Source organism: Halomonas sp. GFAJ-1 (assembly GCF_000236625.2).
Classification (GTDB): domain Bacteria; phylum Pseudomonadota; class Gammaproteobacteria; order Pseudomonadales; family Halomonadaceae; genus Vreelandella.
In genome coordinates this window covers 20,647-43,849 of record NZ_AHBC01000039.1, presented here as the reverse complement: position 1 = coordinate 43,849, position 23,203 = coordinate 20,647, and the positions used below count along the sequence as shown (strand labels likewise).

Genomic DNA, 23,203 nt, shown 5'->3' with positions numbered 1-23,203 from the left:
GACCCTGTATGAACGAAGCCAATCATCACCTGCAGAGCGACGTGAGTGAACTACGCTCCCGCATTCGCAGCAACTACGACGCCAATGAGGCAGATGTGTTGCACGGGCTTATTGAGCGTATCAAGCTGTCGGAGGACGACCGCAAAAAGGTCGCCGCCATTGGTGCCAAGTACGTAGAGCGTGTGCGTAAGGAAAGATCTCCTTCAATGATGGAGGCATTCCTGGCCGAGTACGGACTCTCAACCACCGAGGGCGTCGGCCTGATGTGTCTGGCAGAAGCGCTGCTGCGTGTGCCCGACGCGGAAACCATTGACGACCTGATCCACGACAAGATCGAGCCCTCTGACTGGGGCGCCCACCTAGGCAAGTCCTCCTCCTCAATGGTCAATGCTTCAACCTGGGCACTGCTATTAACCGGCAAGGTGCTGAGTGAAGACCCCAAAGGTCCTACGCGGGCACTACGCGGGCTGGTACGCCGCATGGGCGAACCGGTGGTGCGTAAGGCGGTTGGCCAGTCTATGAAGATTCTTGGCCGCCAGTTCGTGCTCGGCCAGACCATCGAAGAAGGTATGAAGAACGCCCGCGAACTGGAGAAACAGGGCTACACCTACTCCTACGACATGCTAGGTGAAGCAGCGCGTACCGATGAGGACGCCATCCGCTATCACCAGGCCTATGCCAAAGCGATCACCGCCATTGCAGAGCAAGCCAAGGGCGATGTGCGCGGCAGCCCCGGCATCTCGGTAAAGCTCTCTGCGCTGCATCCACGCTACGAATACACCCACCGCGATACGGTAATGGCGGAACTGGTGCCGCGCGCCAAAGAGTTGGTGCAGCAGGCCGCCAAGGCCAATATCGGCTTCAATATCGACGCCGAAGAACAAGACCGTCTGGACCTCTCTCTCGATGTGATTGAGGCACTAATGTCAGACCCAAGCCTAGATGGATGGGATGGCTTCGGCGTCGTGGTGCAGGCCTATGGCCGCCGCGCCGCACCCGTGATTGAAGCACTTTACGAACTGTCCGAACGCTTTAACCGCAAGATTATGGTACGCTTGGTGAAAGGCGCTTACTGGGATACTGAGATTAAGCTGTCCCAAGAGATGGGCGTGAAGACCTTCCCGGTCTTCACGCGCAAGGTCAATACCGACGTCAGCTACATGGCCTGCGCCCAAATGCTGCTCGACCGTCGCGACCGCATCTACCCGCAGTTCGCTACGCACAACGCCCATACCTGTGCCGCTATAGCACAGATGGCAGGCAGCGACAAAGACAGCTACGAGTTTCAGCGCCTGCATGGCATGGGCGAATCGCTGCACCACATCGTTAAAGAGACAGAAGGCACACACTGCCGCATTTACGCCCCGGTCGGCGCGCACCGCGACCTGCTGGCCTACTTGGTACGCCGCCTGCTAGAGAACGGGGCAAACTCCTCGTTCGTTAACCAGGTGGTAGATAGCTCTATTCCGCCCAGTGACGTCTCAAAGGATCCGATTGAAGGGTTTAAGCAGCTCGGCAACGATGTTTCAAGCCCGCTGATTCGCCAGCCCGGCGAGCTGTTCGCGCCGGACCGCAAGAACTCAAAGGGCTATCGTATCAACGAACCCGCCTCGATCCTGCCACTGCTCAACGCCCGCGAAGCGTTTGCAGATACCACCTGGACAGCTGGCCCTATGCTGGTGGGCAATCCCGCCCCTCAAGGCCCGGCGCGAGATGCCCACTCCCCTGCCGACGGCAAGCGTGTGATTGGCAAGGTGCATGAGGCCACCCCAGAAGAGGTCGCCACTGCGCTTGACGCCGCCGAGGAAGGCTTCCGCGAATGGTCGGCGCGCCCCGTGGCCGAGCGTGCGGAGATACTGCGCCGTACCGCCGACCTCTACGAGGAGCACATCGCCGAGCTCACCGTGATCACTACACGAGAAGCTGGCAAAATGATGTTCGACGGCATCGCAGAAGTGCGTGAGGCCGTGGATTTCCTACGCTACTACGCCAACGAAGGCGAGCGCCTGGAAGCAGAAGAGCCCGGCAGCGCCCGTGGTATCTTCGTGTGTATCAGCCCGTGGAACTTCCCGTTGGCAATTACGACTGGCCAGATCGCAGCAGCCTTGGTGGCTGGAAACGCGGTGCTTGCCAAGCCCGCCGAGCAAACGCCGCTAATCGCCGCCCGTGCGGTAGAGCTAATGCGTGAAGCGGGTCTGCCGGAAGCAGCACTGCAGTTGCTGCCAGGCGACGGCCCAACGGTGGGCGGCCCGCTGACCAGCGATCCGCGTATTGCGGGTGTCTGTTTCACCGGCTCGACTCCAGTGGCACAGATCATCCACAAAGCCCTGGCGGAGAATGCAGGCCCCGACGCTGTGTTGATCGCTGAGACCGGTGGCCTCAACTCCATGATTGTGGACTCCACGGCGCTGACCGAGCAGGCGGTGCGCGACATCCTGATCTCCTCCTTCCAGTCGGCCGGTCAGCGCTGTTCGGCGCTACGTATGCTGTATGTTCAGGAAGAGGCCCGCGACCGGTTGCTCAACATGCTCTATGGCGCCATGGACTCACTTACCATTGGCGACCCCTGGAATACTGACACCGACGTATCACCCGTGATCGACGCCGACGCCCAGGCCGAGATAAGCGAATACGTAGCCGCCCACGAGAAAGCGGGCAAGGTGCTGAAGAAGCTCTCCGCGCCAACCACCGGCACCTTCGTTACCCCCGCGGTAATTGAGGTTGGGGGCATCGAAGATCTCGAGCGTGAAATCTTCGGCCCGGTGCTGCACGTAGCTACCTTCAAGGCGCGGGATATCGACAAGGTCGTCGACGATATCAATGCCAAGGGTTACGGGCTGACTTTCGGACTGCACACCCGCATTGATGACCGCGTGCAACAGATCGTCGAGCGTATCCATGTTGGCAACGTCTACGTCAACCGCAATCAGATTGGTGCCATCGTTGGCTCTCAACCGTTTGGCGGCGAAGGCCTTTCCGGCACTGGCCCCAAAGCAGGCGGGCCGCTCTATATCACGCGTTTCCGCCGCACTGCCGCCGCTGAGCACAGCGACGCGCCCCAGGGAGATGCCGTGACGCTTCAAGCGCTGCAGGCCGCCTTCGACGGGTTAGATTCACGCAACTGGGCGGTGCGCCCCAATCGAATTGAGGTACTGCGCAAAGCGCTCGCTGGCAAAGGCGGCGTGATCCGCAAGGCGCTGGCTGAAACGGCAGCGTTGGATATGACGCCGCAGACACTGCCGGGGCCGACGGGGGAAAGCAACCGTTTGGCGATGTATCCAAAGGGAGTGATTCTGTGCCTAGGGCCGACCCTGGATATCGCCATTGCCCAGGCTGCTCAAGCCCTCGGCACAGGCTGTGCAGCCATCGTCGTCGCGCCAGGCGCGGCTCAAGTAGTTCAACCGCTGATTGATGCAGGCGCACCCGTGGCCGGGCTTGATGGGAGTGTCTCCGCCGCAACGCTGAGCGAGATCAAAGGCATTGCGGCGGTCGCTGCCGCTGGCGCCAGCGATTGGCCGCGTGAGCTGCTGGTTGCCCTGGCGAAACGCGAAGGAGCCATCATACCGCTTGAGACCCAGACCATCGCACCGGATCGTTTTGTGGTGGAGCGTCATCTGTGCATCGACACGACCGCAGCGGGCGGCAACGCTAGCCTGCTGGCTACGGCCGAATAGGCCCGTCAGCTTTCATTTTTGCAGCTGAGCTGCGGATGAACATCAACATATTGTTCGCTAATCGAGCGCGGATTCCGCACTTAAATTAGCTAAACGATCGATTGATCCTGAGGCCTTCCCGTCTGTTGCGGGAGGGTCTCATTGATGTCAGTGACGCCCGTTTACTTGTGGCGACCTCTCCAGGCTTTCCAAACATCGACCACCAGCCTAACTAACAGCTTCAGCAAAGACTCCCCACAGGCTATTCAAGCCCGCTCGCAGAACTAATTAGGTAGTTTTTGTAATACTTCTTAGCGCTCATTGCCCTAGGTCAATAACTGCTCTGCTACGAGTCGATAAACTTCTTATTAAGATGTGACCCATTAATGAAGTGACTTAATCCGCTAGGAGCAACGCTATGCGCCACCGTACTGTACCTACCCTACTTGCCGCTGGCCTCGCGGCAGCTACACTGGCTACCAGCAGCCAAGCCTTCGCCTATGGCGCCGGTGATTTCTTTACCCGTGTGGGCGTGGCGCAGGTGACTCCGAAAAGTGATAACGGCTCACTAGCAGGAGGCGCCTTCTCGGTCGACGTCCAGGACAAAACTGATTTTGCTTTTACTCTGGGCTATCGCTTCCACGATAAAATCGGCGTGGAACTTCTCGCGGCACTGCCGTTTAAGCACGACATCGAGCTGAATGGCGACAACCTAGCCTCAACGAAACACTTACCACCCACCTTAACGGTTCAGTACTACCCGTTGGGTGGAACCAATGCACGAGTACAGCCTTATGCGGGTGTTGGTATCAACTATACGCACTTCTCTGATGAGAGCCTTGCGATTGGCGATCTGGATTTAAGCAGCTCCTGGGGGGCCGCAGGCCAGTTGGGCATTGACCTGTTAATCGATGATAACTGGGCGCTCAACGCTGCGGCTTGGTACATCGATATTGATACAGACGCAACAATTAATGGCGAGGCTGCTGGCACCGTAGAGATCGACCCGGTCGTCATCATGGCAGGCATTAGCTACCGTTTTTAACGAGTGCGCCACTAGCGTTTAATACGCTAGTGGTAACATCGTTGACACCTAACTGCTGTAAAAAAAGCCCAGCTCGCGCTAGCGTGAACTGGGTTTTTTTCATTGGGTTCAATAATCAAAGGTCAAGTTAATTTTCAGTGACTAAGCGGTCAACCTTTTCAACCGCACGTACTACCAATATCTGGTCACTGGCACGCACCTTCTCTTGGATTAAATACGCGGCCATCGCCGGCGCTATCTCACATTTAGCCGGCATGGCGGCCTTGGCTTCAATCAGTGCGTTGAGCCGGGCAATGAACACAAAACGAACCCACTGGGGCAACGACATCGTGTCGATACAAAAGGGTTCCTGGCTAGCAAATGCATCTGCTGCAGGAGTAGGCATACGCCATAAGTTGGCGGCCTTCATCGAGGCTTCAAGCTCGAGAAGCGCGGTTTGAAGCTGTTGATGGACGCTCATAAATACCTTAGGAATCATCGTGAACATTGAACACTCTGCTCACTATTATCCCAACTCTGTGAGTAACTTGCCACTCGCTTACCGGTAAAAAGAGTTTATTCACAGACTCACAGAAAACCTGCAAGAGGCTGTGGATAAACTATGGAAAGGTGTCGCAGCCGCTACTCCCATGGGGCTTTAGCAAAGTTGCTCAAACTTTAACCACTTGCGGCAAATCGCGGCGATTTTTCTGTCCTGACGGCTGACACTGCTAGAACAGCAAGGTAGAGTGCACGCTTGCAATGTGGAAGGATGTTATGCAACCAATTCAATCCCTTGATGATTTTTTTACCCGCAGCGGTGCTGACGTTTCGCTATTCCACATGGGACGGCGGGTCACTCCCTGCCCCCGGGAAACGCTTCGCGCTTTCGAAAGCGGTGACCAGGCTTGGCCAGAGCCTTGGCAGCACCAGGCGCGTTTGGGTATCGTTTTTCGTTTAGGCGATATGCCAGAGCCTGCTATTTGGTTTTTAGCTCTACCGTTGGATGAGCAAGGCATGCTCTCGCCAGCGCAGCGAGATGGGTTCATCAACCGTCTGTTGGAAACCTTAGGCCGTAATGTAGCGACTGTTGGCACTAAGGCGTTTGAGCGTAAACAAACGGCAGACGTGGATCATTTAATGAAGGATAATCCTCTCGCTTTTACGCCTGACATAACCTTTCAGGCGATGCTAAACGCTCGTGCAACGTTTGCCTTAGGGTTACCCGCCAGCCAGCACCTGGAACCGGTTGAAGCTTACTTCAGCAATCAGCAGGCTATTGACTGGCAAGCATTAGGACTGCAGGGTGTTGCCGACTATGTGGTGCGCATGGAAACCACCGAGGCTGACGCACTGGCGCTTCGGCTGACCACCCTGCCCACCGGCGTTGTTCATTCGTTATGTTACTGTTTAGAACATCAGACGTTCTCTGAAGCGTTAGTATCGGCGCTTGTTAGCCGCGGTGAAATAGCCGCACAAGAAGGCGATATAGAGACGCTAAGCGCCTGTATACGCGCAGTGGGTAGTGCCAATGAAACACACGCTGGCGAGTGGTACAGCAGCTTATTAGAAGACAAAGCAGCCGGTGGGCCGGATGTATTAGCCGCCATTGCAGGCCGCGGCTGGCAATATCTTGAAGATGGTCAGCGTTTACCGCTTTTTCTACAGCGCTTAGCGGAGGATGAACGCACCGACTTTGCTGCTGTGGTAAGAGACATCGCCTTAATACCTCGTCTACGCTTACCGGTGATGATGGCGCTGCGCGATGCGTCACCGGGATCAGCTATACAACAGCGATTAGCCAACATGTTGCCCCGCACTTAACCCGCGGGCGACGTTTTAATGGATTACCCGCAAGGAGTGAGCCGTGAAGGAATTACCCTATCAGGCCAAGGCAGTCATCGGCCGTCGCGAGATGGTGACGTTACCTGAGCTAGGGCTTCACCTCTGCTGCAAAGCCGACACCGGCGCGCGAACGTCTGCGCTCCATGCCGAAGAGATTGAAACCCACGAAGATGCTGAAGGCCAACTATGGGTGAGCTTTATTACCCACAGTGGAGGCCCGGAAACGCCGGCTCACCGCTATCGCCTTCACTTGCACGACCGGCGCCGGATAACCAGCTCTAATGGCCACAGCGAATGGCGCTATGTTATTCGCACCCCAATGCAGATGGGCGATTTAAATTTCCCTGTTGAACTGACACTGACTGACCGTAGCAATATGCGCCACGCGATGCTGCTAGGTCGCCGCGCCATGCGCCGCCTGCTCGTTGCACCCGGTGCCGCATTTTTACACGGTGAACCGTAACTTTTTATATTCGCCTTTTGCTAGGCTTGGAGCCCCCTTCATGCATATCGCTTTGCTATCACGCAATCGCAATTTGTACTCTACCCGCCGCCTGGTCGAAGCGGCAGAGCAGCGTGGTCATACCGCTCGCGTAGTGGACACACTGCGTTGCTACATGAGCATTACTTCGCATCACCCATCGATTCACTATAAAGGTGAAGAGATCGAGCATTTTGATGCCGTTATTCCCCGCATAGGCGCATCGGTCACGTTTTACGGCTGTGCCCTCCTGCGTCAGTTTGAAATGATGGGCACCTACGTTCTTAATGATAACGTCTCGATTACCCGCTCACGGGATAAGCTGCGCTCGCTGCAGCTACTTTCCCGTAAAGGCTTAGGTCTACCGATTACTGGCTTTGCCCACTCCCCCGACGATATCCCTGATTTGATCACCATGGTAAAAGGCGCACCGCTGGTGATTAAACTGCTAGAAGGTACGCAGGGAATTGGCGTAGTACTGGCGGAGACCAATCAGGCGGCTGAATCGGTGGTTCAAGCCTTTATGGGCATGAAAGCCAACATCATGGTGCAGGAATACATTAAAGAAGCGCGCGGCGCTGACATTCGCTGTTTCGTGATTGGCGATAAGGTTGTCGCTTCGATGAAGCGCCAAGCAGCGGATGGTGAATTCCGTTCTAACCTCCATCGAGGCGGCACCGCTAGCGTGATTCGTATTACCCCCGAAGAGCGCTCAACCGCTATTCGTGCGGCTAAAGCCATGGGACTGCGTGTCGCGGGGGTTGATTTATTGCGCTCTAATCACGGCCCAGTGATTATGGAAGTCAACTCATCCCCCGGCCTACAAGGTATTGAGAGCGCTACCGGCAAGGATATTGCGGGTATGATCATTGAGCACATTGAAAAAAATGCCACTCCTGTGCGTAAAGCACCGCCCAAGCCTAAAGGTTAAGGACAAAACGAAAAAATAATCGCCTTTGGGGGTGGCAAATCAGAGCGCCCACCCCCACAATCTGCGTCACCGAAGGAGGTAGACGCTCATGTTTCTCGACAATCGCCAAGTGGCGATGGATAGCGTGCTGGAAGCGCTGGCCGATAGTATTGATTATTTCCAGGACAATATCGAACGCCTGCGCCCGTCGCTACGTGACGCGCTGAAACCGCACTATACTGAGCGGTTAAAGCAGATGCGGACGCTCCAGGAACTCGCCCGTGCGCATCTGAAAATGCTGCCCAGGGATGCCGACGTGGAGCGCGATGACTTTTTATGGCTCTGGAGCCGTCTTAAAAGCTTCGTTGGTAACGATAGCCAAGTTTTAATCAATGAGCTGTTGGAACAAGAGCGTGTCCTTATGCAAGCCCTTTCAACGCTATTTACCCACCCACTGCCCGATCCCATCGAGCCGATTGTGGAAGAGTGCATGCAGGGCTGCCGCAAATTGATACGCGAGCTGTATAGCTTGCAGAAACGTAAGACGCGTCGTTAATAACGCTAACGACCACCGATGGTAGGCGGGTAATAACGACGAATAAGGTCAGCCGCGGCCTCTGAACGTTCGCTGCTATTGTTTGGCTGAGCATGTTCTGACCGGCTATCCTCGTCTGTATCTGCCCCTGTCTTATCATCTGCAAGATACAGCTCGATAGGCTCTGGCGGGCCAAGAAAGTAAGGCTCTCTGCCCCAGATATAAAGATCCCCAAGGGTGGCCACCCTCGCCACCCATTCGCGCAGGATTAAACGCCACTCCCCCGCCACCCGCTCCTCTTCAGCGACGCACCCTGTGACCTCCATACCCAGCGCGCGGGCAATAAAAATTGCGCGTGGCAAGTGCCAACTCTGGGTCACCAGCAGCGCTTCGTTAAGCTGGAACACATCTCGAGAGCGCACTAAAGTGTCATAGGTACTAAAGCCAGCAAAATCCATTGTCATCTGAGAAGCAGGCACGCCACGCCGGTAAAGCTCGCGCCACATAGCGCGAGGCTCATTATACGCCTGCGTGCGGTTATCCCCCGAGAGCAGTAGATGACTCACCCGCTGCTCTTCGATTAAGCGCGCTGAGGTGCGCATACGGGCATAGAAATGCGGATTTCTTAAGCCGCTTCGCGTCCAGTGCGAGGTGCCAAATACAATCGCGAGATTATTGGGTCGGCACTCTTCGAGGTGACTATCGATGTAACGGGCGGTGCTGGCAACAACCCAGAGATTGCCAGCTATAAATAGCAATGTCGCCAGCAGCAACAAAGCAGCCAGCGACATAAACAAACGCTTGATAAATACTAATAAGGTGCTGTACATCCCGCTCCCCAGCCGGGGTTAGAACATGCCGAGCTCAAGCTTGGCCTCATCGCTCATCATGTCACGGCTCCAGGGAGGACTGAAAACAATCTCAGTGTGCACCTTATTGATTTGCGGTGCGCCTAAAATTTTATTGCGTGCATCAGCGGCTATCACATCCCCCATACCACAGCCTGGGGCGGTCAGCGTCATTCGGATGGTGACCATACGCTCACCGCTGATTAATCGCTCAAGGCGGCAGCCATACACGAGCCCCAGGTCAACAATATTAACCGGTATCTCAGGGTCGAAACAGGTGCGAAGCTGTTCCCATACAAATGCCTCAATTTCGTCGTCACTAGCACTTTCAGGCAGCGTGGGCCGTGGTAACGGCTCTAGTCCCAACGCATCTAAGTTGCGCCCCTCAATCAGGTAGAGCCTACCTTCAAAGCCCACGCTCACCGTACTGCCCTTGGCTTGCATGACGCTCACTATACTGTCTTCAGCCAAGGTATCCGTTTTACCAAACGGAATAGCTATGGCCTCAACATCACGCTGGAGCGGCAATTTCTGGCCTCGTTCGAGACTGGCAACTTGCTCGATATCCATAAATGTCCTTTAGTAACCGCCCTTAACGTACCATGCCAATGACACGATTAAGCGCTGCGACAAATATATCCACCTCTTCGAGGGTATTATACGCAGCAAACGACGCACGACACGTGGCTTCCACGCCAAAATGATGCAAAAGCGGTTGGGCGCAGTGGTGACCAGTGCGAATAGCCACGCCTAACTGATCAATTAGCAGACCTATATCCTGAGAATGGGCACCCTCGACCACAAAGGAGAGCACCCCTGCTTTATGCGGGGCAGTGCCTAAAATACGCAGCCCCTCCACCTGGCCAACTGCTTGGGTGGCATGATCTAACAATACGCCCTCCCAGGCACTAATCGCCGCAACGCCCACGCTTTCCATCCACTCAAGCGCACGGCCTAAGGCAATCACTTCGGCGATGGCGGGCGTGCCTGCTTCAAACTTATGAGGGATCTCAGCGAACGTTGTACCGACATCGAAGGAGACCGTTTTAATCATCTCTCCGCCGCCCTGCCAGGGTGGCATAGCGTCTAAGAGTGCTTTTTTGCCATAGAGCACGCCAACACCGGTGGGGCCGTACACCTTATGACCCGAGAACGCGTAGAAATCAGCATCGATATCTTGCACGTCTACCTGCTGGTGGGGCGTTGCCTGGGCGCCGTCGACCAAGATCAGCGCACCGTGCTGATGGGCAAGCGCTGCCATCTCTTTCACCGGGTTAATCGTACCCAGCGCATTGGAGACGTGATTCACCGCCACCAGCTTGGTGCGCTCGCTAAGCAGCGCGCGGTAAGCCGCCATATCCAAAGCACCCTGGGCATCAACAGGAATCACTTTAATAGTGAAACCCCGCTCAGCCGCTAGAAGTTGCCAGGGTACGATGTTGGAGTGATGCTCTAGCAGCGAAATCAGCACCTCGTCACCTGCGGCCAACGCAGTGCGCCCCCAGCTTTGCGCCACTAGATTGATCGCTTCGGTGGTGCCCCGAGTGAAGATAATTTGACGCGCATCTTCCGCATTGAGAAAAGCCTTCACCCGGTGGCGAGTACCCTCAAACGCCGCCGTGGCTTCATCCGCAAGGGTGTGCAGGCCACGGTGAATATTAGCGTTGTAACGCGAATAGTAGTCGTTAAACACCTCAATAACTTGTCGAGGCGTTTGGCTAGTCGCTGCGTTATCGAAATAAATCAGCGGCTTGCCATGCACTTCCCGGCTCAATATTGGAAAGTCTTCACGCAACGCGGCTACATCAAAGGGGGCGCTTGTACGAGCTAACGGTTTCTCAATCACGGAATAGGGCATCGATAGCTCCTTAATTAATCGTTGAGCGAAACGGCCGCTTCCACCAAGCCTGCTAAGTTAAAGCGCTCTGGCAATTTACCCGCCACAGCCAGTTCAACCCGCTCGGCAATCACGTCAAGCGCTACTTGCTCAAGCACTTCCCCGGCAAACGCTAAGGTCAACAGGCCTCTGGCAGTTGCCTCATCAATACCACGGGTACGCAGCGCATAGATCGCCTCTTCGTCTAGCTGACCTGTGGTAGTGCCGTGGGAGCACTTCACGTCGTCAGCGTAGATTTCAAGCTCGGGCTTGGCGTCGATCCGTGCACGGTCAGAAAGCAGCAGGTTCTGATTGCTCTGGAAACCTTCAATCTTCTGGCTATCGCGCTTCACGTAAACTTTGCCATTAAAGACGCCGTGAGCACGGTCATCGAGAATGCCTTTATAGTTCTCATTGGAGAACGTTAGTGGCGCATTGTGGTTCACCTTGGTGTGATTATCCACATGCTGGCGGCCCTGGCCGAAAAACAGGCCATAAAAATTGGTTTCCGCACCCTGACCGTTCAGATCACTGATAAGGTCATTGCGAACTAATGCACCACCCAGGTTCAGATTGTATGAGCTGTAGCGAGTATCGCGGTTTTGCTCAACATGGATACTTGCCACGTGCATATCACCCAGGGGTGCTTCCTGCAGCTTGTAGTGGTTCAGAATCGCGCCGCGATCAAGCATAAGCTCGGCTACTACGTTGGTGAAATTAGCCGCATCGGCTTCACCGGCGTAGTGCTCAATGATCGTTGCTTCGCTGCGTCCTGCCGCTTCTACCAAAATGCGCGGGTGGCACATAACGGGCGAGCCAGCGCGAGATAGAAACTGGAGCAAGATAGGTTTTTCTACCACGGTGCCCGGGGCAATACGAACCACGGCACCCTCTTCCGTAAACGCCGTGTTAAGCGCTGCGAACGCGGAGAAATCAACCCCAGTCAAACGGCCCAGCGGCCCACCAACAGCTTCGTGGTTCTCGCTCAGCGCTTTGGAAAGTGGCATTACCTGAACGCTACTCGGCAGTGCTTCCAAATCCGATAGTGCCGACGAAAATACGCCATCCACAAAGGTCAGCCGATAGGCATCTAGCGGGAGTGTTAGCGTGGCGGCAGTCGCCTGGGAGAACTCTGCGTTATCTGCTAAGGCAAAGTTACCCTGGGCGATAGTGCGAACGTCGGTATATTTCCACTCTTCATCGCGACGGGTAGGAAAACCCAGGGCTTCAAAGCGCGCGGCACCGGCTTGACGGCGCGCAGCGATCCAAGTGGGCTCCGCGCCGCGCTGTTGGCTACGCACTTTAAGCGTGTCCAAAAACGTTTGCGTATCGCTCATGCCACAGACTCCTCAATACCTTCGTAACCGTTAGATTCCAGCTGCTTGGCAAGCTCAGCGTCACCGGTTTTAACAATGCGCCCATCGACCAGGACATGCACTTTGTCAGGCACGATGTAATCAAGCAGGCGCTGGTAGTGGGTCACCAAAAGAATGGCTCGCTCTGCGCCGCGCAGGCTGTTTACGCCGTCTGCGACAACTTTCATGGCATCGATATCAAGGCCTGAGTCAATCTCGTCCAGCATGGCAAGCTTTGGCTGAAGCACCAGCATTTGCAGAATTTCGTTACGCTTTTTCTCGCCGCCAGAGAAGCCTTCATTCACGGCACGCTGTAGAAAGCTGGCATCCATTTTCATGTAGCCAAGCTTCTCTTTTACCAGCTTCATAAATTCGGGGGCAGGCATTTCGCCTTCGCCGCGGGCCACGCGCTGAGCATTGAGGGCAGACTTCAGTAGGTAGATATTTTTCACCCCTGGGATTTCCACCGGGTACTGAAAGCCAAGTAACAACCCCGCCTGGGCGCGCTCTTCAATTTCCATTTCCAGCACGTCTTTACCGTCAAAGGTAATGGTGCCCTGGGTCACTTCGTAGCCGTCTTTACCGGCAATCACCGCCGACAGCGTGGATTTACCGGCGCCGTTAGGGCCCATAATGGCGTGTACTTCACCTGCATTGATGGTGAGCGTGAGGCCTTTGAGGATTTCTTTACCATCGACGGTGACGTGTAAATCATTAACTTGCAACATAGTAATCGCCTTATAAATTCTTTCGGGTCGCTGTCGCGACGCGCTTAAATAATTTGCATTGAACGGAATCGGTTATCCCACTGCGCCTTCCAGCGTCACACTGAGTAAAGCTTCAGCTTCAACCGCGAATTCCATCGGCAACTCTTGGAATACATCTTTACAGAAACCATTAACAATCATGCTGACCGCATCTTCCTCAGAGATACCGCGACTCTGGCAGTAGAAAAGCTGGTCTTCACCGATTTTTGAAGTGGTCGCTTCGTGCTCGATGGTCGCGGTGCTGTTGGCAATTTCTTGGTAGGGGAAGGTGTGTGCGCCGCATTTGTCGCCGATCAGCAGCGAATCACACTGGGTGAAATTTCGAGCACCCTTGGCACGAGGACCAATTTTAACCAAGCCACGGTAGGACTGATTGCTTCTGCCCGCTGAAATACCTTTGGAAACAATGTAAGAACGGGTGCCTTCACCAATATGAATCATTTTGGTGCCCGTATCCGCCTGCTGGCGACCATTCGTCACCGCGACGGAGTAAAACTCACCAATGCTGTCTTTACCGCGCAGTACGCAGGAGGGGTATTTCCACGTAATCGCCGAACCGGTTTCTACTTGAGTCCAGCTAATACGTGAGCGATCGCCGCGGCAGTCGCCACGCTTGGTCACGAAATTATAGATACCGCCTTTACCGTTTTCATCACCGGGGTACCAGTTCTGAACCGTGGAATACTTGATGTAAGCATCATCCAGCGCCACGAGCTCTACCACTGCGGCGTGGAGTTGGTTTTCATCGCGCATCGGCGCAGTACAGCCTTCCAGGTAAGAGACCTGCGCGCGGCTTTCGCAAATAATCAGCGTGCGCTCAAATTGACCGGTGTTGGCAGCATTGATACGGAAGTAGGTCGATAGCTCCATTGGGCATTTCACGCCTTCAGGCACGAATACAAATGAGCCATCGGTGAATACCGCAGAGTTCAACGCAGCGAAGTAGTTATCAGCCACCGGCACAACCGTACCCAGGTACTGCTTAATCAGCTCAGGGTAATCACGGATCGCTTCTGAAATAGAACAGAAAATAACGCCCGCTTCAGCCAGCTCTTTTTTGAACGTAGTGGTTACTGAAACCGAGTCAAAAACCGCATCAACGGCAACCCCCGCCAGCGCCGCACGCTCATGGAGCGGGATACCCAGCTTCTCATAGGTTTCAAGCAGCTTGGGATCAACCTCGTCCAAACTTTGGGGACGGTCTTCAGGGCGTTTGGGCGCACTGAAATAGGAAATTGACTGGTAGTCGATGGGTGGGTAATCCAGGTGTGCCCAGGAAGGCGACTCCATCTTTAACCACTGACGATACGCGTCTAGGCGCCACTCCAGCATCCACTCCGGTTCACCTTTCTTATTCGAAATAAAGGCGATGGTGTTTTCATCCAGGCCAGGTGGCAGGGTGTCGCTTTCAATATCTGTTACAAAACCATCTTTGTATTCGCGACGAACCAACTGTTCCATTTCTTCGCTTGCCATGGTGATACCCTCCGGGGCAGTTGGGTGGCGAGGCTAGCTCACCGTCAATGAGTAATAAAGTATGCTTGCTGCGCTTACTAAGCAGAAGCAGCTGAAAGATTGATAGTTTGAATAGGTAGCTGAACGGGTAATTTTATGGGCGTAGTGTCCGCCAAGTGCGCCAGTGTTACGCTCTCAAGCAGCGTTCGAATAGCGAGCGATACACGCTGCCAGTTGTCTGCCACCCCGCAGGTAGCCGCTAGCTCGCACTCGCCTTCTGCTTGGCTGCACTCGGTCATCGCCACCGGCCCTTCAATAGCTGAAATGATTTCAGCTGCCGTGATGTGCGATGCCGGGCGTGCTAACCGGTAACCGCCTTGGGCACCTCGCTGGGACTCCAACAAACCGGCTTTCACCAGCATTTTGAGCGTTTTGCTAACCGTTGGGTGAGGAAGCTGCACCGCCTCTGCCAAACCAGCCGCTGTATGCGAGCCATGGGGATAGCGGGCAATTTGCGCCATTACCACCGCTGCATAATCTGTCAGCCGAGAAAGCTTAAGCATGTGAACTCCCGTTCGCCGTCATATTTGGCTTAGCCGTTAATTGAGTACCATTTTAGTCCTGTATAAATTTGATGTGAAGCCCTAGAGCAAAATCGTTATCAATTTGTGCAAAATATCAGCACGTTCGACCCTAATCGCATCAAAAACAACAATCATTATCATTTAAAAAAGCTATTACTGACGTCTTCGGTTTACACCGATGCACAACGCCTGATAGCGTCATGTATGATAAATGTCGTAATTGCGTTGGGCATTGAGAGATGAAGAGGAGGCATTATGGATTCGGCGGTTAACAATATGGTAAGCGCATCAATGGCGTTGCAGCAGGTACAGGTCGCACAGCAGGCTCAGCTCAGCGTTTTTAAAGATGCGCTTGATGGTCAGGCAGCGCATATCACAGCGCTAATGGACACTATTTCGTTGGAGCCGCAGTTAGCAACAAGTGGCAGCGTGGGCACGCTCATTAATACCACTGCTTAAGCAGTTTTTTGGCAGTTGAATCTGGTAGATAAACACAAAATAGCCCCTTGCGTTAAGGGGCTATTTTTATGTACTTACACACTATATTTTCAGGCTCTCAACGTGCCAATCAAATATTTAGTATTAAGCTTTTTTAACAAATTCTGACTTCAGTTTCATTGGGCCTATGCCATCAACTTTACAGTCAATATCGTGATCTCCATCGACTAACCTGATGCTTTTCACCTTAGTACCCACTTTAACGACCAGCGAACTACCCTTCACCTTTAGATCTTTAATCACCGTCACACTGTCACCATCGGCAAGTAAGTTACCGTTGGCATCGCGAACACCAGCATCTATGTCTTCTGCACCCTCTTCTGCCACTTTCGACCACTCGTTGCCACACTCTGGGCAAACGTACTGCAGGCCATCGTCGTAGGTAAACTCTGAGGCACAGGCAGGACAGTTAGGTAAATCACTCATGTAAGGCTCCAGCGCGAAGAAAGCGATGGAGCCTACACGGCTTAAGCAAAATGCTCCAGCCAAGAGCTTCAATCACTCCCTATGAAAAGTACCGACCAAACGATTCATGCCTAGCAGGTTCGGCTCAACTTCTTTAAGCAGTTCAGCCAACGTTAACCCTTCTGGCAAGTTGGTTTGGTGATCCAATGCCAGCACCCAGAAGTAGTACAGGTGCGGGCCATGGCCTTCGGGTGGCATGGGGCCGCCATAACCCTGATTACCAAAATCGTTGGTACCCGCTGTGCCCACCGCCGTTTTCTCAGTTAGCTCAACCAAGTCACCCGGCAAGTTATACAACACCCAATGAACAAAGCCGTAGCTACCCTCTTTAACTAATGGTGCATCTGGGTCATGGCAGATCACCGCAAATCCTTTGGTACCTTCTGGCGCGCCCTGCCAAGCCAGCGCTGGTGAGATATCGTCTCCGGCGCCAGTATATTGAGCGGGAATCGCCTGATGATTCCCAAACGAACTGCTAGTGACCTGCATTGAGGATAGTGCAAATGCCATGTTGCTCTCCTTTATTGCCAATGTCGTGACCGTCGTTAGCGCTATTGAATGTAGCCAAGGTACTAGGGGGAATCCAGTTGGGCGGCGTGCCGCTGCCACCACTGCCGGGCAATCTGAGTATTTTGGGCATTTCCAGCAGGGTCTAAGGTGGTTGTCAATTGGACATAGTCACCCCGAGTCCTGGCCATCAACAGCGTGTCTTGAGTCGCTAACTGAAGTGCATAAAGCGCCAGCATTAGCTCATACTCATCCTGTGTATTGAGTCGTGCAAACAACAAGGGAACGGCTGGCTTGCCAATTTCCCCTAGCCGCTCAGCGGCGATGTACCACGTGCGGGGGTTATCACGATCTCCGTAACTGGATACAAAACGCCTGTCTGCCAATCGGCTAACATAGTAAGCCGCTTCTTCTTCGGGGCTTATAAACAGAGGCGGTACCCAATCTGTGGCTGACGCCGTGCCTGAATGGCTTGGCTGACCCAGCGCAGAGTGTGGTGATTCCGGCGACACGGGTTCGGCTAACGGCTCAGAAGGCTGTTGCCCGGAGGTGGCGGACTGCCCTGCACACCCCGCTAACCCAGCCACCAACATGCATGCCCCCATAAGCCTCATCCATTTAGCCTGTTGCTTCATCGTTCAATTCCCTGTTAAGTCTCTACACTTATTCAGACCAGCGCCCTTCCCGCTTTAAGCGCCGCTGCACCCACCGATCATAATACCAGCGCAGCCCCGCTTTAATCCCAGGCAAACCTATGAGCCAGGCAATGGGGCGAAAAAGGGGAATGCGCGCCATCAGCAGTTGATAGGCCTCTATTCCTTCGATGATACACCCATCGGCTTTTTCAACATGCAACGAACGCAGCGCCGCCTCTGGCGCCACCCCTTTTTCACGTAACGCCTGCTGATGCTCAGTCACATCGCACCACTTGATATCCTTGGCACGCTTGCCTGCCCAGCGCTCAAATCGGGCGCGGTCTTTACGGCAGCCGGGGCAAATACCATCGTAGTAGACGTTGATAAACGCATGATTAGGCATATAGGCTCTCGTTAAGGCTGTGCCTAATAGTGTGGCACTTCCGCCACGCGACGCAACTCAGCAGGTTTGACCATGAAACGTCTATTAATCATTGCCCATGCGCCTTCAGATAACACCCAAAAAATGCATCAAGCTGTTATCAGTGGCGCGTCTGATTCCAGAATAGAAAATGTGGAAGTGGTCTCTCTTAGTCCGCTTGAAACACAGCCAGAGCATATTAACTCAGCCCACGCCATCATACTGGGGACAACCGAAAACCTGGGGTATATGGCAGGCTTGATGAAGGATGTGTTCGATCGATGCTACTACCCATGCTTGGAGAAAAACGAAGGGCTACCGTTCGCCTTTTATGTGCGAGCCGGTCATGATGGCACGGGAACCCGCCGCGCGATTGAGGGTATTACCACGGGAATGCGCTGGCGATTAGTGCAAGACCCTCTTATCTGTAAGGGTGACTTTCAAGCAGCTTTTCTTGACCAGTGTGAAGAGCTAGGAATGTCGATGGCTGCTAGCCTCGAAGCTGGCATTATCTGAGCAAAATGGAAACATACGTCTAAATTTAACGTTTAGTGTCGATAACCACATTGTATAACGCTGATAAGCCTGCCTTACTGTAAAAAAGCATTGCGCGCTCGTTGCAGCAGCAACTGACGATACGTCCAACGCCATTGCTAATATCCAACGCATGTATTTCAGGTAGCTATTATGCATAAAGTCATCGCTTTTTATGACGATCGCGTACTGGCTCACGAGCCTAACATTGACGCAGATTTTTTACCGGAGCGGATTGATAAGCGCATTCGTCACCTCCTGGCAGGACTGCCTATTCCATGGAAATATCCCGAGCACCCTGGCCGCTTAAAGGCCATACAACTGCTACTTGAGAAAGCACCCATTAAGGGCCTGAAAATCGAAGGCGGAAAAGCCGCCACTGCTGAACAATTAGCCCGTGTCCACACTACCTCCTATTTAAGCGACATTTTTAGCTTAAGGGGCAAAAATGCTTGGCTGGATGTGGATACCACGGCGGTGTCACCCGGCAGTGTTGATGCCGCCGAGGTCGCCGCAGGAACCGCGATTGCCGCCGTAGAAGCCGTTATGGAGAAACGCACCCAGAGTGCGTTCGCCCTCATTCGCCCGCCCGGCCATCATGCCGAGCCCGTACGTGCCCGGGGGTTTTGCTTATTTAATAACGTTGCTGTTGCTGCGGCCCATGCACGCAGCGCTTTAGGCTGTGAGAGAGTGCTGATTATTGATTGGGATGCCCATCACGGTAACGGTACACAGGATATCTTTTGGGCCGACCCTGACGTGATGTTTTTCGATATACACCGCGCTGCCCCCTTCTATCCAGGCTCAGGCCACCTGGAAGAGGTCGGTGCTGGTCTAGGGGAAGGCACGACCATCAATGTGCCGCTACCCGCCGGGGCCGGGGATGAAGCTTACCTCAAAGCGTTTCGCGATATTCTGGCGCCAGCGGCTGCGTGGTTTAAACCCGATATTATTTTAGTCTCAGCGGGCTTTGACCCGCACTGGCACGATTTAGCACTGAATGTTTCCTACGAGGGGTTTGGCGCCCTAACGGGGGCCCTACAACAGTTAGCCGACCAGCACTGTGAGGGCCGCTTGGTGTTTGTACTGGAGGGTGGCTATAACCTGGAATCGCTGGCCAACGGCACCCGAGCAGTACTTGCCGTCTTAGCGGGTAATACCGTGCCTGTCCCCGATACCTGCGGTATTGCGGAAGTCCAAGCGGCCGCTGACTTTCATCGTAATGCGTTTCAAACGAAATAACCGAGCGGCAATAAAAAACGGCACCCTTACTTAGGTGCCGTTTTTGTTGGAAAACGCCGTGTTTATTTCAAACGTTCAAACACGGTCGCTACCCCTTGCCCCATACCGATACACATAGTGGCAAGGCCAAGAGTAGTGTCGCGCTGCTGCATAACATTAAGCAGCGTGGTGCAAATGCGCGAGCCAGAACAGCCCAGCGGGTGGCCCAGAGCAATGGCACCACCATGCAGGTTAACTTTTTCGTCCATGGCATCAAGGAAGCCCAGGTCTTTCAGGACCGGTAAGCCTTGAGCCGCAAACGCTTCGTTAAGCTCAACGGTTTGAATATCCGCAGCCGATAACCCTGCCGCTTTCAGCGCTTTCTTAGACGCAGGCACTGGGCCGTAACCCATGATGGAAGCATCACAACCAGCCACACCCGTTGAGAGCACTTTCGCAATCGGCTCAAGCCCCAGGGCTTGGGCACGCTCGTAGCTCATTACGGCCATGGCTGACGCCCCTACCGACAGCGCCGATGACGTGCCAGCGGTAACGGTACCATTGCGCGGGTCAAATACTGGTTTGAGATTTGCCATAGACTCCAGGCTCGCCTCAGGACGAATAACTTCGTCGTTTTTAACCAGTACTTTAAAGCCGCGTTGGTCATGACCTTCGACGCCAATAATTTCGTTATCGAAGTAACCCTTCTCCATCGCTGCCTGGGCACGCTGGTGAGAACGCACGCCAAACTTATCCTGATCTTCACGCGAAATGCCGTGCATCTTACCCAGCAGCTCAGCGGTCAGGCCCATCATCATCGCGGCTTTTGCAGCGTGCTTACTGGCGGCAGGGTTAACATCAACGCCGTGAGCCATGGGCACGTGCTCCATGTGCTCTACCCCACCAATCACGTAAAAGTCGCCCATGCCTGCTTTAATATTGGCAGCGGCGATGTGCAGCGCGGTCATTGAGGAGCCGCACAAACGGTTTACGGTCTGCGCAGGCACCGAACGCGGAATGCCGGTCATAATCGCGGCATTACGAGCGATGTTCATGGACTGCTCAAGGGTCTGGTTAACGCAGCCCCAAATCACATCATCCACTTCGGACGGGTCTAGGTTGGCGTTGCGAGCAAACAGTGCCTGCATCACCGCAGCGGACAGGTTCTCAGCGCGTACATTACGGAACGCGCCGTTTTTAGCTTTCGCCATGGCGGTACGTACACCGTCAACCACCACGATATCTCTTGGGTTCAAACTCATCATCTATCTCCTATGCGTGGTGGTTAGGCCTGGTTGCCAGCGTAAAATTGCTCATTATTTTGAGCCATCTGGCGCAACTTCTCAGTCGGCGCATACAGCGGGCCTAACTCATCCGCAAGGTTTTCAGCCAGCTTCACAAACTCAGCAACGCCCATCGCATCGATGTAGCGTAGCGCGCCGCCGCGGAAGGGAGGGAAACCAATACCGTAGATCAACGCCATATCAGCTTCAGCAGGCGTCTCAACAATGCCATCTTCCAAGCAGCGAACGGTTTCCAGGCAAAGCGGTACCATCATGCGAGCAATGATGTCTTCATCAGTAAACTCTTTCTGCTCTTTGACGACGTCTTTGACCAGCGCGTAGGCCTGCTCGTCGGTGACTTTCTTCGGCTTGCCTTTCTTGTCTTCCTCGTAGGCGTAGAAGCCTTTATCGTTTTTCTGGCCCAGGCGCTTGTTGTCGTACATCACCTGAATAGCAGTTTTGCCATCCCGTGCCATACGATCGGGGAAGCCCTCAGCCATCACTTCGTTAGCGTGAACAGCAGTATCTAAACCTACGACGTCCAGCAGATAAGCGGGGCCCATGGGCCAACCGAACTTCTCCATTACCTTATCAACACGCTGGAAGTCAGCCCCTTGCTCCACCAGGAAGCTGAAACCACCGAAGTAAGGGAACAGTACGCGGTTAACCAGGAAGCCAGGGCAGTCGTTAACTACGATGGGGGTTTTGCCCATGGCACGCGCATAAGCAACCGTTGCCGCCACAGCAGCGTCTGAGGTCTTCTCGCCGCGGATAACTTCAACTAGCGGCATACGGTGTACCGGGTTGAAGAAGTGCATGCCGCAGAAGTTTTCAGGACGCTTAAGGTTTTTCGCCAGACGATTGATGGAAATCGTCGAGGTGTTAGACGTCAGAATGGTATTTTCGCTGACTAGGCCTTCCACTTCGGTCAGTACAGCGTCTTTGACGTTGGGGTTTTCAACCACGGCTTCAACCACTAGGTCGACGCTGTCGAAATCACCGTAAGAGAGCGTAGGACGAATATTGGTCAGCTTCTCGGCCATCTGCTCGACCGTCATCTTTTTACGCTCAACCTGCTTGGAGAACAGTTTACGCGCTTCTTTCAGGCCCAGCTCAATCGCTTCCTCATTGATGTCTTTCATTACAATGGGTGTGCCTTTACTGGCGCTTTGGTAGGCAATACCACCGCCCATAATACCCGCACCAAGCACTGCCGTTTGCTTAACCGGCTGCGACTGTTTCTCGTATTTGCTGCCTTTCTTCTTAACCACTTGGTCGTTAAGGAACAGACCCACCAAGTTAAAGGCAACGCTGCTCAGCGCTAGCTTGGCAAAGGCTTTTGCCTCAATAGCTTGAGCACGGGCACGGGTTTCACCTGCGCCTTTTTGGATAACTTTGATTGACTCTACCGGCGCTGGGTAGTGGGGGCCAGCCTTACCGGCTACAAACCCTTTGGCGGTTTCAAACGCCATCATTTGCTCAATTGCGTTGAGGTTGAGCGGCGCTTTCTTTTCATCACGGCGCGCTTGGTAATCAAGCTCACCGGCATTGGCACGGTCAAGTATGTCTAGCGCGGCTTCTTCGAGAAGCTCGTGGGCCACAACCGCATCCACTGCGCCAACCTTAAGCGCAGCGTTAGCACGGTTTTCCGTACCACCCGCAATCCATTCGATAGCGTTATCAGCACCAATCAGGCGAGGTAAGCGAACACAGCCACCCCAGCCAGGCAAGATGCCAAGTTTGGTCTCAGGCAAGCCAATTTTGGCTTTTTCACTCATTACCCGGAAGTCGGTGGTCAGCAGCACTTCACAACCGCCACCTAACGCTAACCCATTGATCGCCGTGACGGTGGGGAAAGGCAGGTCTTCAATGGCGTTGAAGATATCGTGTACCTTGAGGTTCATCTCAACCAGGTACTCTTCGCCTTTATCAAATAGGCTATGGAACTCAGTAATATCGGCACCGACGATGAACGCCTCTTTGCCACTACTGATGACTAAGCCCTGTAAACCGCTTTCGCCTTGAAGCGCTTTAACGGCTTCCCCCAGCTCGGCGACTACACCGCTAGAAAGTTTATTGACGGACTCACCTTTCAAATCGAAAGTGAGTTTTGCGATGTCATTGCCACCTTGGGTATCACGACGCTCCACCGTGATGGCATTGCCTTGATAGATCATCCGCGCTCTCTCCACAAGTTCGGGCCGGCGCCTTGTTTCGGGCCTGCCTCGCATTTCATACGGTCGTTTGATTGCATAAGCTTGGTTGAGTTACTCAAGAACGTCAAGCCCTGACTTTCGGCTAACATG

23 protein-coding genes are annotated in these 23,203 nt (G+C 54.1%); 9 read left to right on the top strand and 14 right to left on the bottom strand.

Translation table 11 applies throughout. From position 1 onward, the window contains the following. The first annotated feature begins 8 nt into the window (after nucleotides 1-8). Together putA and MOY_RS10825 are read left to right on the top strand one after the other, a co-directional pair. Nucleotides 9-3,674 carry a bifunctional proline dehydrogenase/L-glutamate gamma-semialdehyde dehydrogenase PutA gene (gene putA / locus MOY_RS10830; RefSeq protein ID WP_009099581.1) on the top strand — a complete coding sequence of 1,222 codons (3,666 nt, stop codon included), beginning with the start codon at nucleotides 9-11 and terminating at the stop codon, nucleotides 3,672-3,674. Nucleotides 3,675-4,071: 397 nt separating this feature from the next. Next, on the top strand, nucleotides 4,072-4,698 hold the full coding sequence (locus MOY_RS10825; protein WP_009099580.1) for an OmpW/AlkL family protein: 627 nt from the start codon (nucleotides 4,072-4,074) through the stop codon (nucleotides 4,696-4,698). 127 nt (nucleotides 4,699-4,825) lie between these two features. On the opposite strand, the gene MOY_RS10820 is transcribed toward MOY_RS10825, so the two are convergent. Then, on the bottom strand, nucleotides 4,826-5,158 hold the full coding sequence (locus tag MOY_RS10820; protein ID WP_035540609.1) for a YqcC family protein: 333 nt from the start codon (nucleotides 5,156-5,158) through the stop codon (nucleotides 4,826-4,828). A gap of 296 nt (nucleotides 5,159-5,454) precedes the next feature. On the opposite strand from MOY_RS10820, the gene MOY_RS10815 reads away from it, so the two are divergent. From MOY_RS10815 to MOY_RS10800, 4 genes are all read left to right on the top strand, one after another. Further along, complete coding sequence (locus MOY_RS10815; protein WP_009099577.1) at nucleotides 5,455-6,501, top strand: DUF3549 family protein; 1,047 nt, start codon at nucleotides 5,455-5,457, stop codon at nucleotides 6,499-6,501. 43 nt (nucleotides 6,502-6,544) lie between these two features. Further along, entirely contained in the window at nucleotides 6,545-6,985 is a 441-nt protein-coding gene (locus tag MOY_RS10810) for an ATP-dependent zinc protease family protein (protein ID WP_009099576.1), read from the top strand. Nucleotides 6,986-7,025: 40 nt separating this feature from the next. After that, nucleotides 7,026-7,934, top strand: coding sequence for a 30S ribosomal protein S6--L-glutamate ligase (gene rimK / locus MOY_RS10805; RefSeq protein WP_009099574.1), 909 nt, complete (start codon nucleotides 7,026-7,028; stop codon nucleotides 7,932-7,934). 88 nt (nucleotides 7,935-8,022) lie between these two features. Continuing rightward, on the top strand, nucleotides 8,023-8,469 hold the full coding sequence (locus MOY_RS10800; protein ID WP_009099572.1) for a hypothetical protein: 447 nt from the start codon (nucleotides 8,023-8,025) through the stop codon (nucleotides 8,467-8,469). Between the two features lie 5 nt (nucleotides 8,470-8,474). On the opposite strand, the gene MOY_RS10795 is transcribed toward MOY_RS10800, so the two are convergent. From MOY_RS10795 to MOY_RS10765, 7 genes are all read right to left on the bottom strand, one after another. After that, the gene (locus MOY_RS10795) at nucleotides 8,475-9,278 is read right to left on the bottom strand and encodes a SanA/YdcF family protein (RefSeq protein ID WP_009099570.1); all 804 of its coding nucleotides are present in this window, start codon (nucleotides 9,276-9,278) and stop codon (nucleotides 8,475-8,477) included. Between the two features lie 18 nt (nucleotides 9,279-9,296). Then, nucleotides 9,297-9,866 (bottom strand): putative Fe-S cluster assembly protein SufT, encoded by a 570-nt coding sequence (sufT, locus tag MOY_RS10790; protein WP_009099569.1) that lies wholly within the window; start codon nucleotides 9,864-9,866, stop codon nucleotides 9,297-9,299. Nucleotides 9,867-9,888: 22 nt separating this feature from the next. After that, nucleotides 9,889-11,154 (bottom strand): aminotransferase class V-fold PLP-dependent enzyme, encoded by a 1,266-nt coding sequence (locus MOY_RS10785; protein WP_009099568.1) that lies wholly within the window; start codon nucleotides 11,152-11,154, stop codon nucleotides 9,889-9,891. A gap of 14 nt (nucleotides 11,155-11,168) precedes the next feature. Beyond that, entirely contained in the window at nucleotides 11,169-12,509 is a 1,341-nt protein-coding gene (gene sufD / locus MOY_RS10780; protein WP_009099567.1) for a Fe-S cluster assembly protein SufD, read from the bottom strand. Then, a complete protein-coding gene (gene sufC, locus MOY_RS10775) occupies nucleotides 12,506-13,255 on the bottom strand; it encodes a Fe-S cluster assembly ATPase SufC (RefSeq protein WP_009099566.1) in 750 nt (249 codons plus the stop codon). Before sufC ends, sufD begins: the two co-directional genes overlap by 4 nt. 72 nt (nucleotides 13,256-13,327) lie before the next feature. Beyond that, nucleotides 13,328-14,770: a Fe-S cluster assembly protein SufB gene (gene sufB / locus MOY_RS10770; RefSeq protein WP_009099565.1), complete on the bottom strand. Its 1,443-nt coding sequence runs from the start codon at nucleotides 14,768-14,770 to the stop codon at nucleotides 13,328-13,330. A 77-nt stretch (nucleotides 14,771-14,847) separates the two neighbouring features. Next, nucleotides 14,848-15,312 carry an SUF system Fe-S cluster assembly regulator gene (locus tag MOY_RS10765; protein ID WP_009099564.1) on the bottom strand — a complete coding sequence of 155 codons (465 nt, stop codon included), beginning with the start codon at nucleotides 15,310-15,312 and terminating at the stop codon, nucleotides 14,848-14,850. A 276-nt stretch (nucleotides 15,313-15,588) separates the two neighbouring features. Here MOY_RS10765 and MOY_RS10760 point away from each other — a divergent pair, with 276 nt between their 5' ends. Then, nucleotides 15,589-15,792, top strand: coding sequence for a putative motility protein (locus MOY_RS10760; protein WP_009099562.1), 204 nt, complete (start codon nucleotides 15,589-15,591; stop codon nucleotides 15,790-15,792). Between the two features lie 123 nt (nucleotides 15,793-15,915). Here the strand turns inward: MOY_RS10760 and MOY_RS10755 are convergent, their stop codons facing one another. From MOY_RS10755 to MOY_RS10740, 4 genes are all read right to left on the bottom strand, one after another. Beyond that, nucleotides 15,916-16,257: a zinc ribbon domain-containing protein YjdM gene (locus MOY_RS10755; RefSeq protein ID WP_009099560.1), complete on the bottom strand. Its 342-nt coding sequence runs from the start codon at nucleotides 16,255-16,257 to the stop codon at nucleotides 15,916-15,918. A gap of 72 nt (nucleotides 16,258-16,329) precedes the next feature. Further along, the gene (locus MOY_RS10750) at nucleotides 16,330-16,806 is read right to left on the bottom strand and encodes a YbhB/YbcL family Raf kinase inhibitor-like protein (protein ID WP_009099558.1); all 477 of its coding nucleotides are present in this window, start codon (nucleotides 16,804-16,806) and stop codon (nucleotides 16,330-16,332) included. Nucleotides 16,807-16,868: 62 nt separating this feature from the next. Then, nucleotides 16,869-17,408 carry a hypothetical protein gene (locus tag MOY_RS10745; protein WP_235803693.1) on the bottom strand — a complete coding sequence of 180 codons (540 nt, stop codon included), beginning with the start codon at nucleotides 17,406-17,408 and terminating at the stop codon, nucleotides 16,869-16,871. Nucleotides 17,409-17,466: 58 nt separating this feature from the next. Further along, nucleotides 17,467-17,841 carry a thiol-disulfide oxidoreductase DCC family protein gene (locus MOY_RS10740; protein WP_009099553.1) on the bottom strand — a complete coding sequence of 125 codons (375 nt, stop codon included), beginning with the start codon at nucleotides 17,839-17,841 and terminating at the stop codon, nucleotides 17,467-17,469. Between the two features lie 72 nt (nucleotides 17,842-17,913). On the opposite strand from MOY_RS10740, the gene MOY_RS10735 reads away from it, so the two are divergent. Then, a complete protein-coding gene (locus MOY_RS10735) occupies nucleotides 17,914-18,375 on the top strand; it encodes a flavodoxin family protein (RefSeq protein ID WP_009099551.1) in 462 nt (153 codons plus the stop codon). Between the two features lie 171 nt (nucleotides 18,376-18,546). Beyond that, nucleotides 18,547-19,635 (top strand): histone deacetylase family protein, encoded by a 1,089-nt coding sequence (locus MOY_RS10730; protein WP_009099549.1) that lies wholly within the window; start codon nucleotides 18,547-18,549, stop codon nucleotides 19,633-19,635. A gap of 62 nt (nucleotides 19,636-19,697) precedes the next feature. On the opposite strand, the gene fadA is transcribed toward MOY_RS10730, so the two are convergent. After that, nucleotides 19,698-20,876, bottom strand: a complete 1,179-nt coding sequence (gene fadA / locus MOY_RS10725; protein ID WP_009099547.1) for an acetyl-CoA C-acyltransferase FadA — start codon at nucleotides 20,874-20,876, stop codon at nucleotides 19,698-19,700. A 23-nt stretch (nucleotides 20,877-20,899) separates the two neighbouring features. Next, complete coding sequence (gene fadB, locus MOY_RS10720; protein WP_009099546.1) at nucleotides 20,900-23,074, bottom strand: fatty acid oxidation complex subunit alpha FadB; 2,175 nt, start codon at nucleotides 23,072-23,074, stop codon at nucleotides 20,900-20,902. Nucleotides 23,075-23,203: the final 129 nt, after the last annotated feature.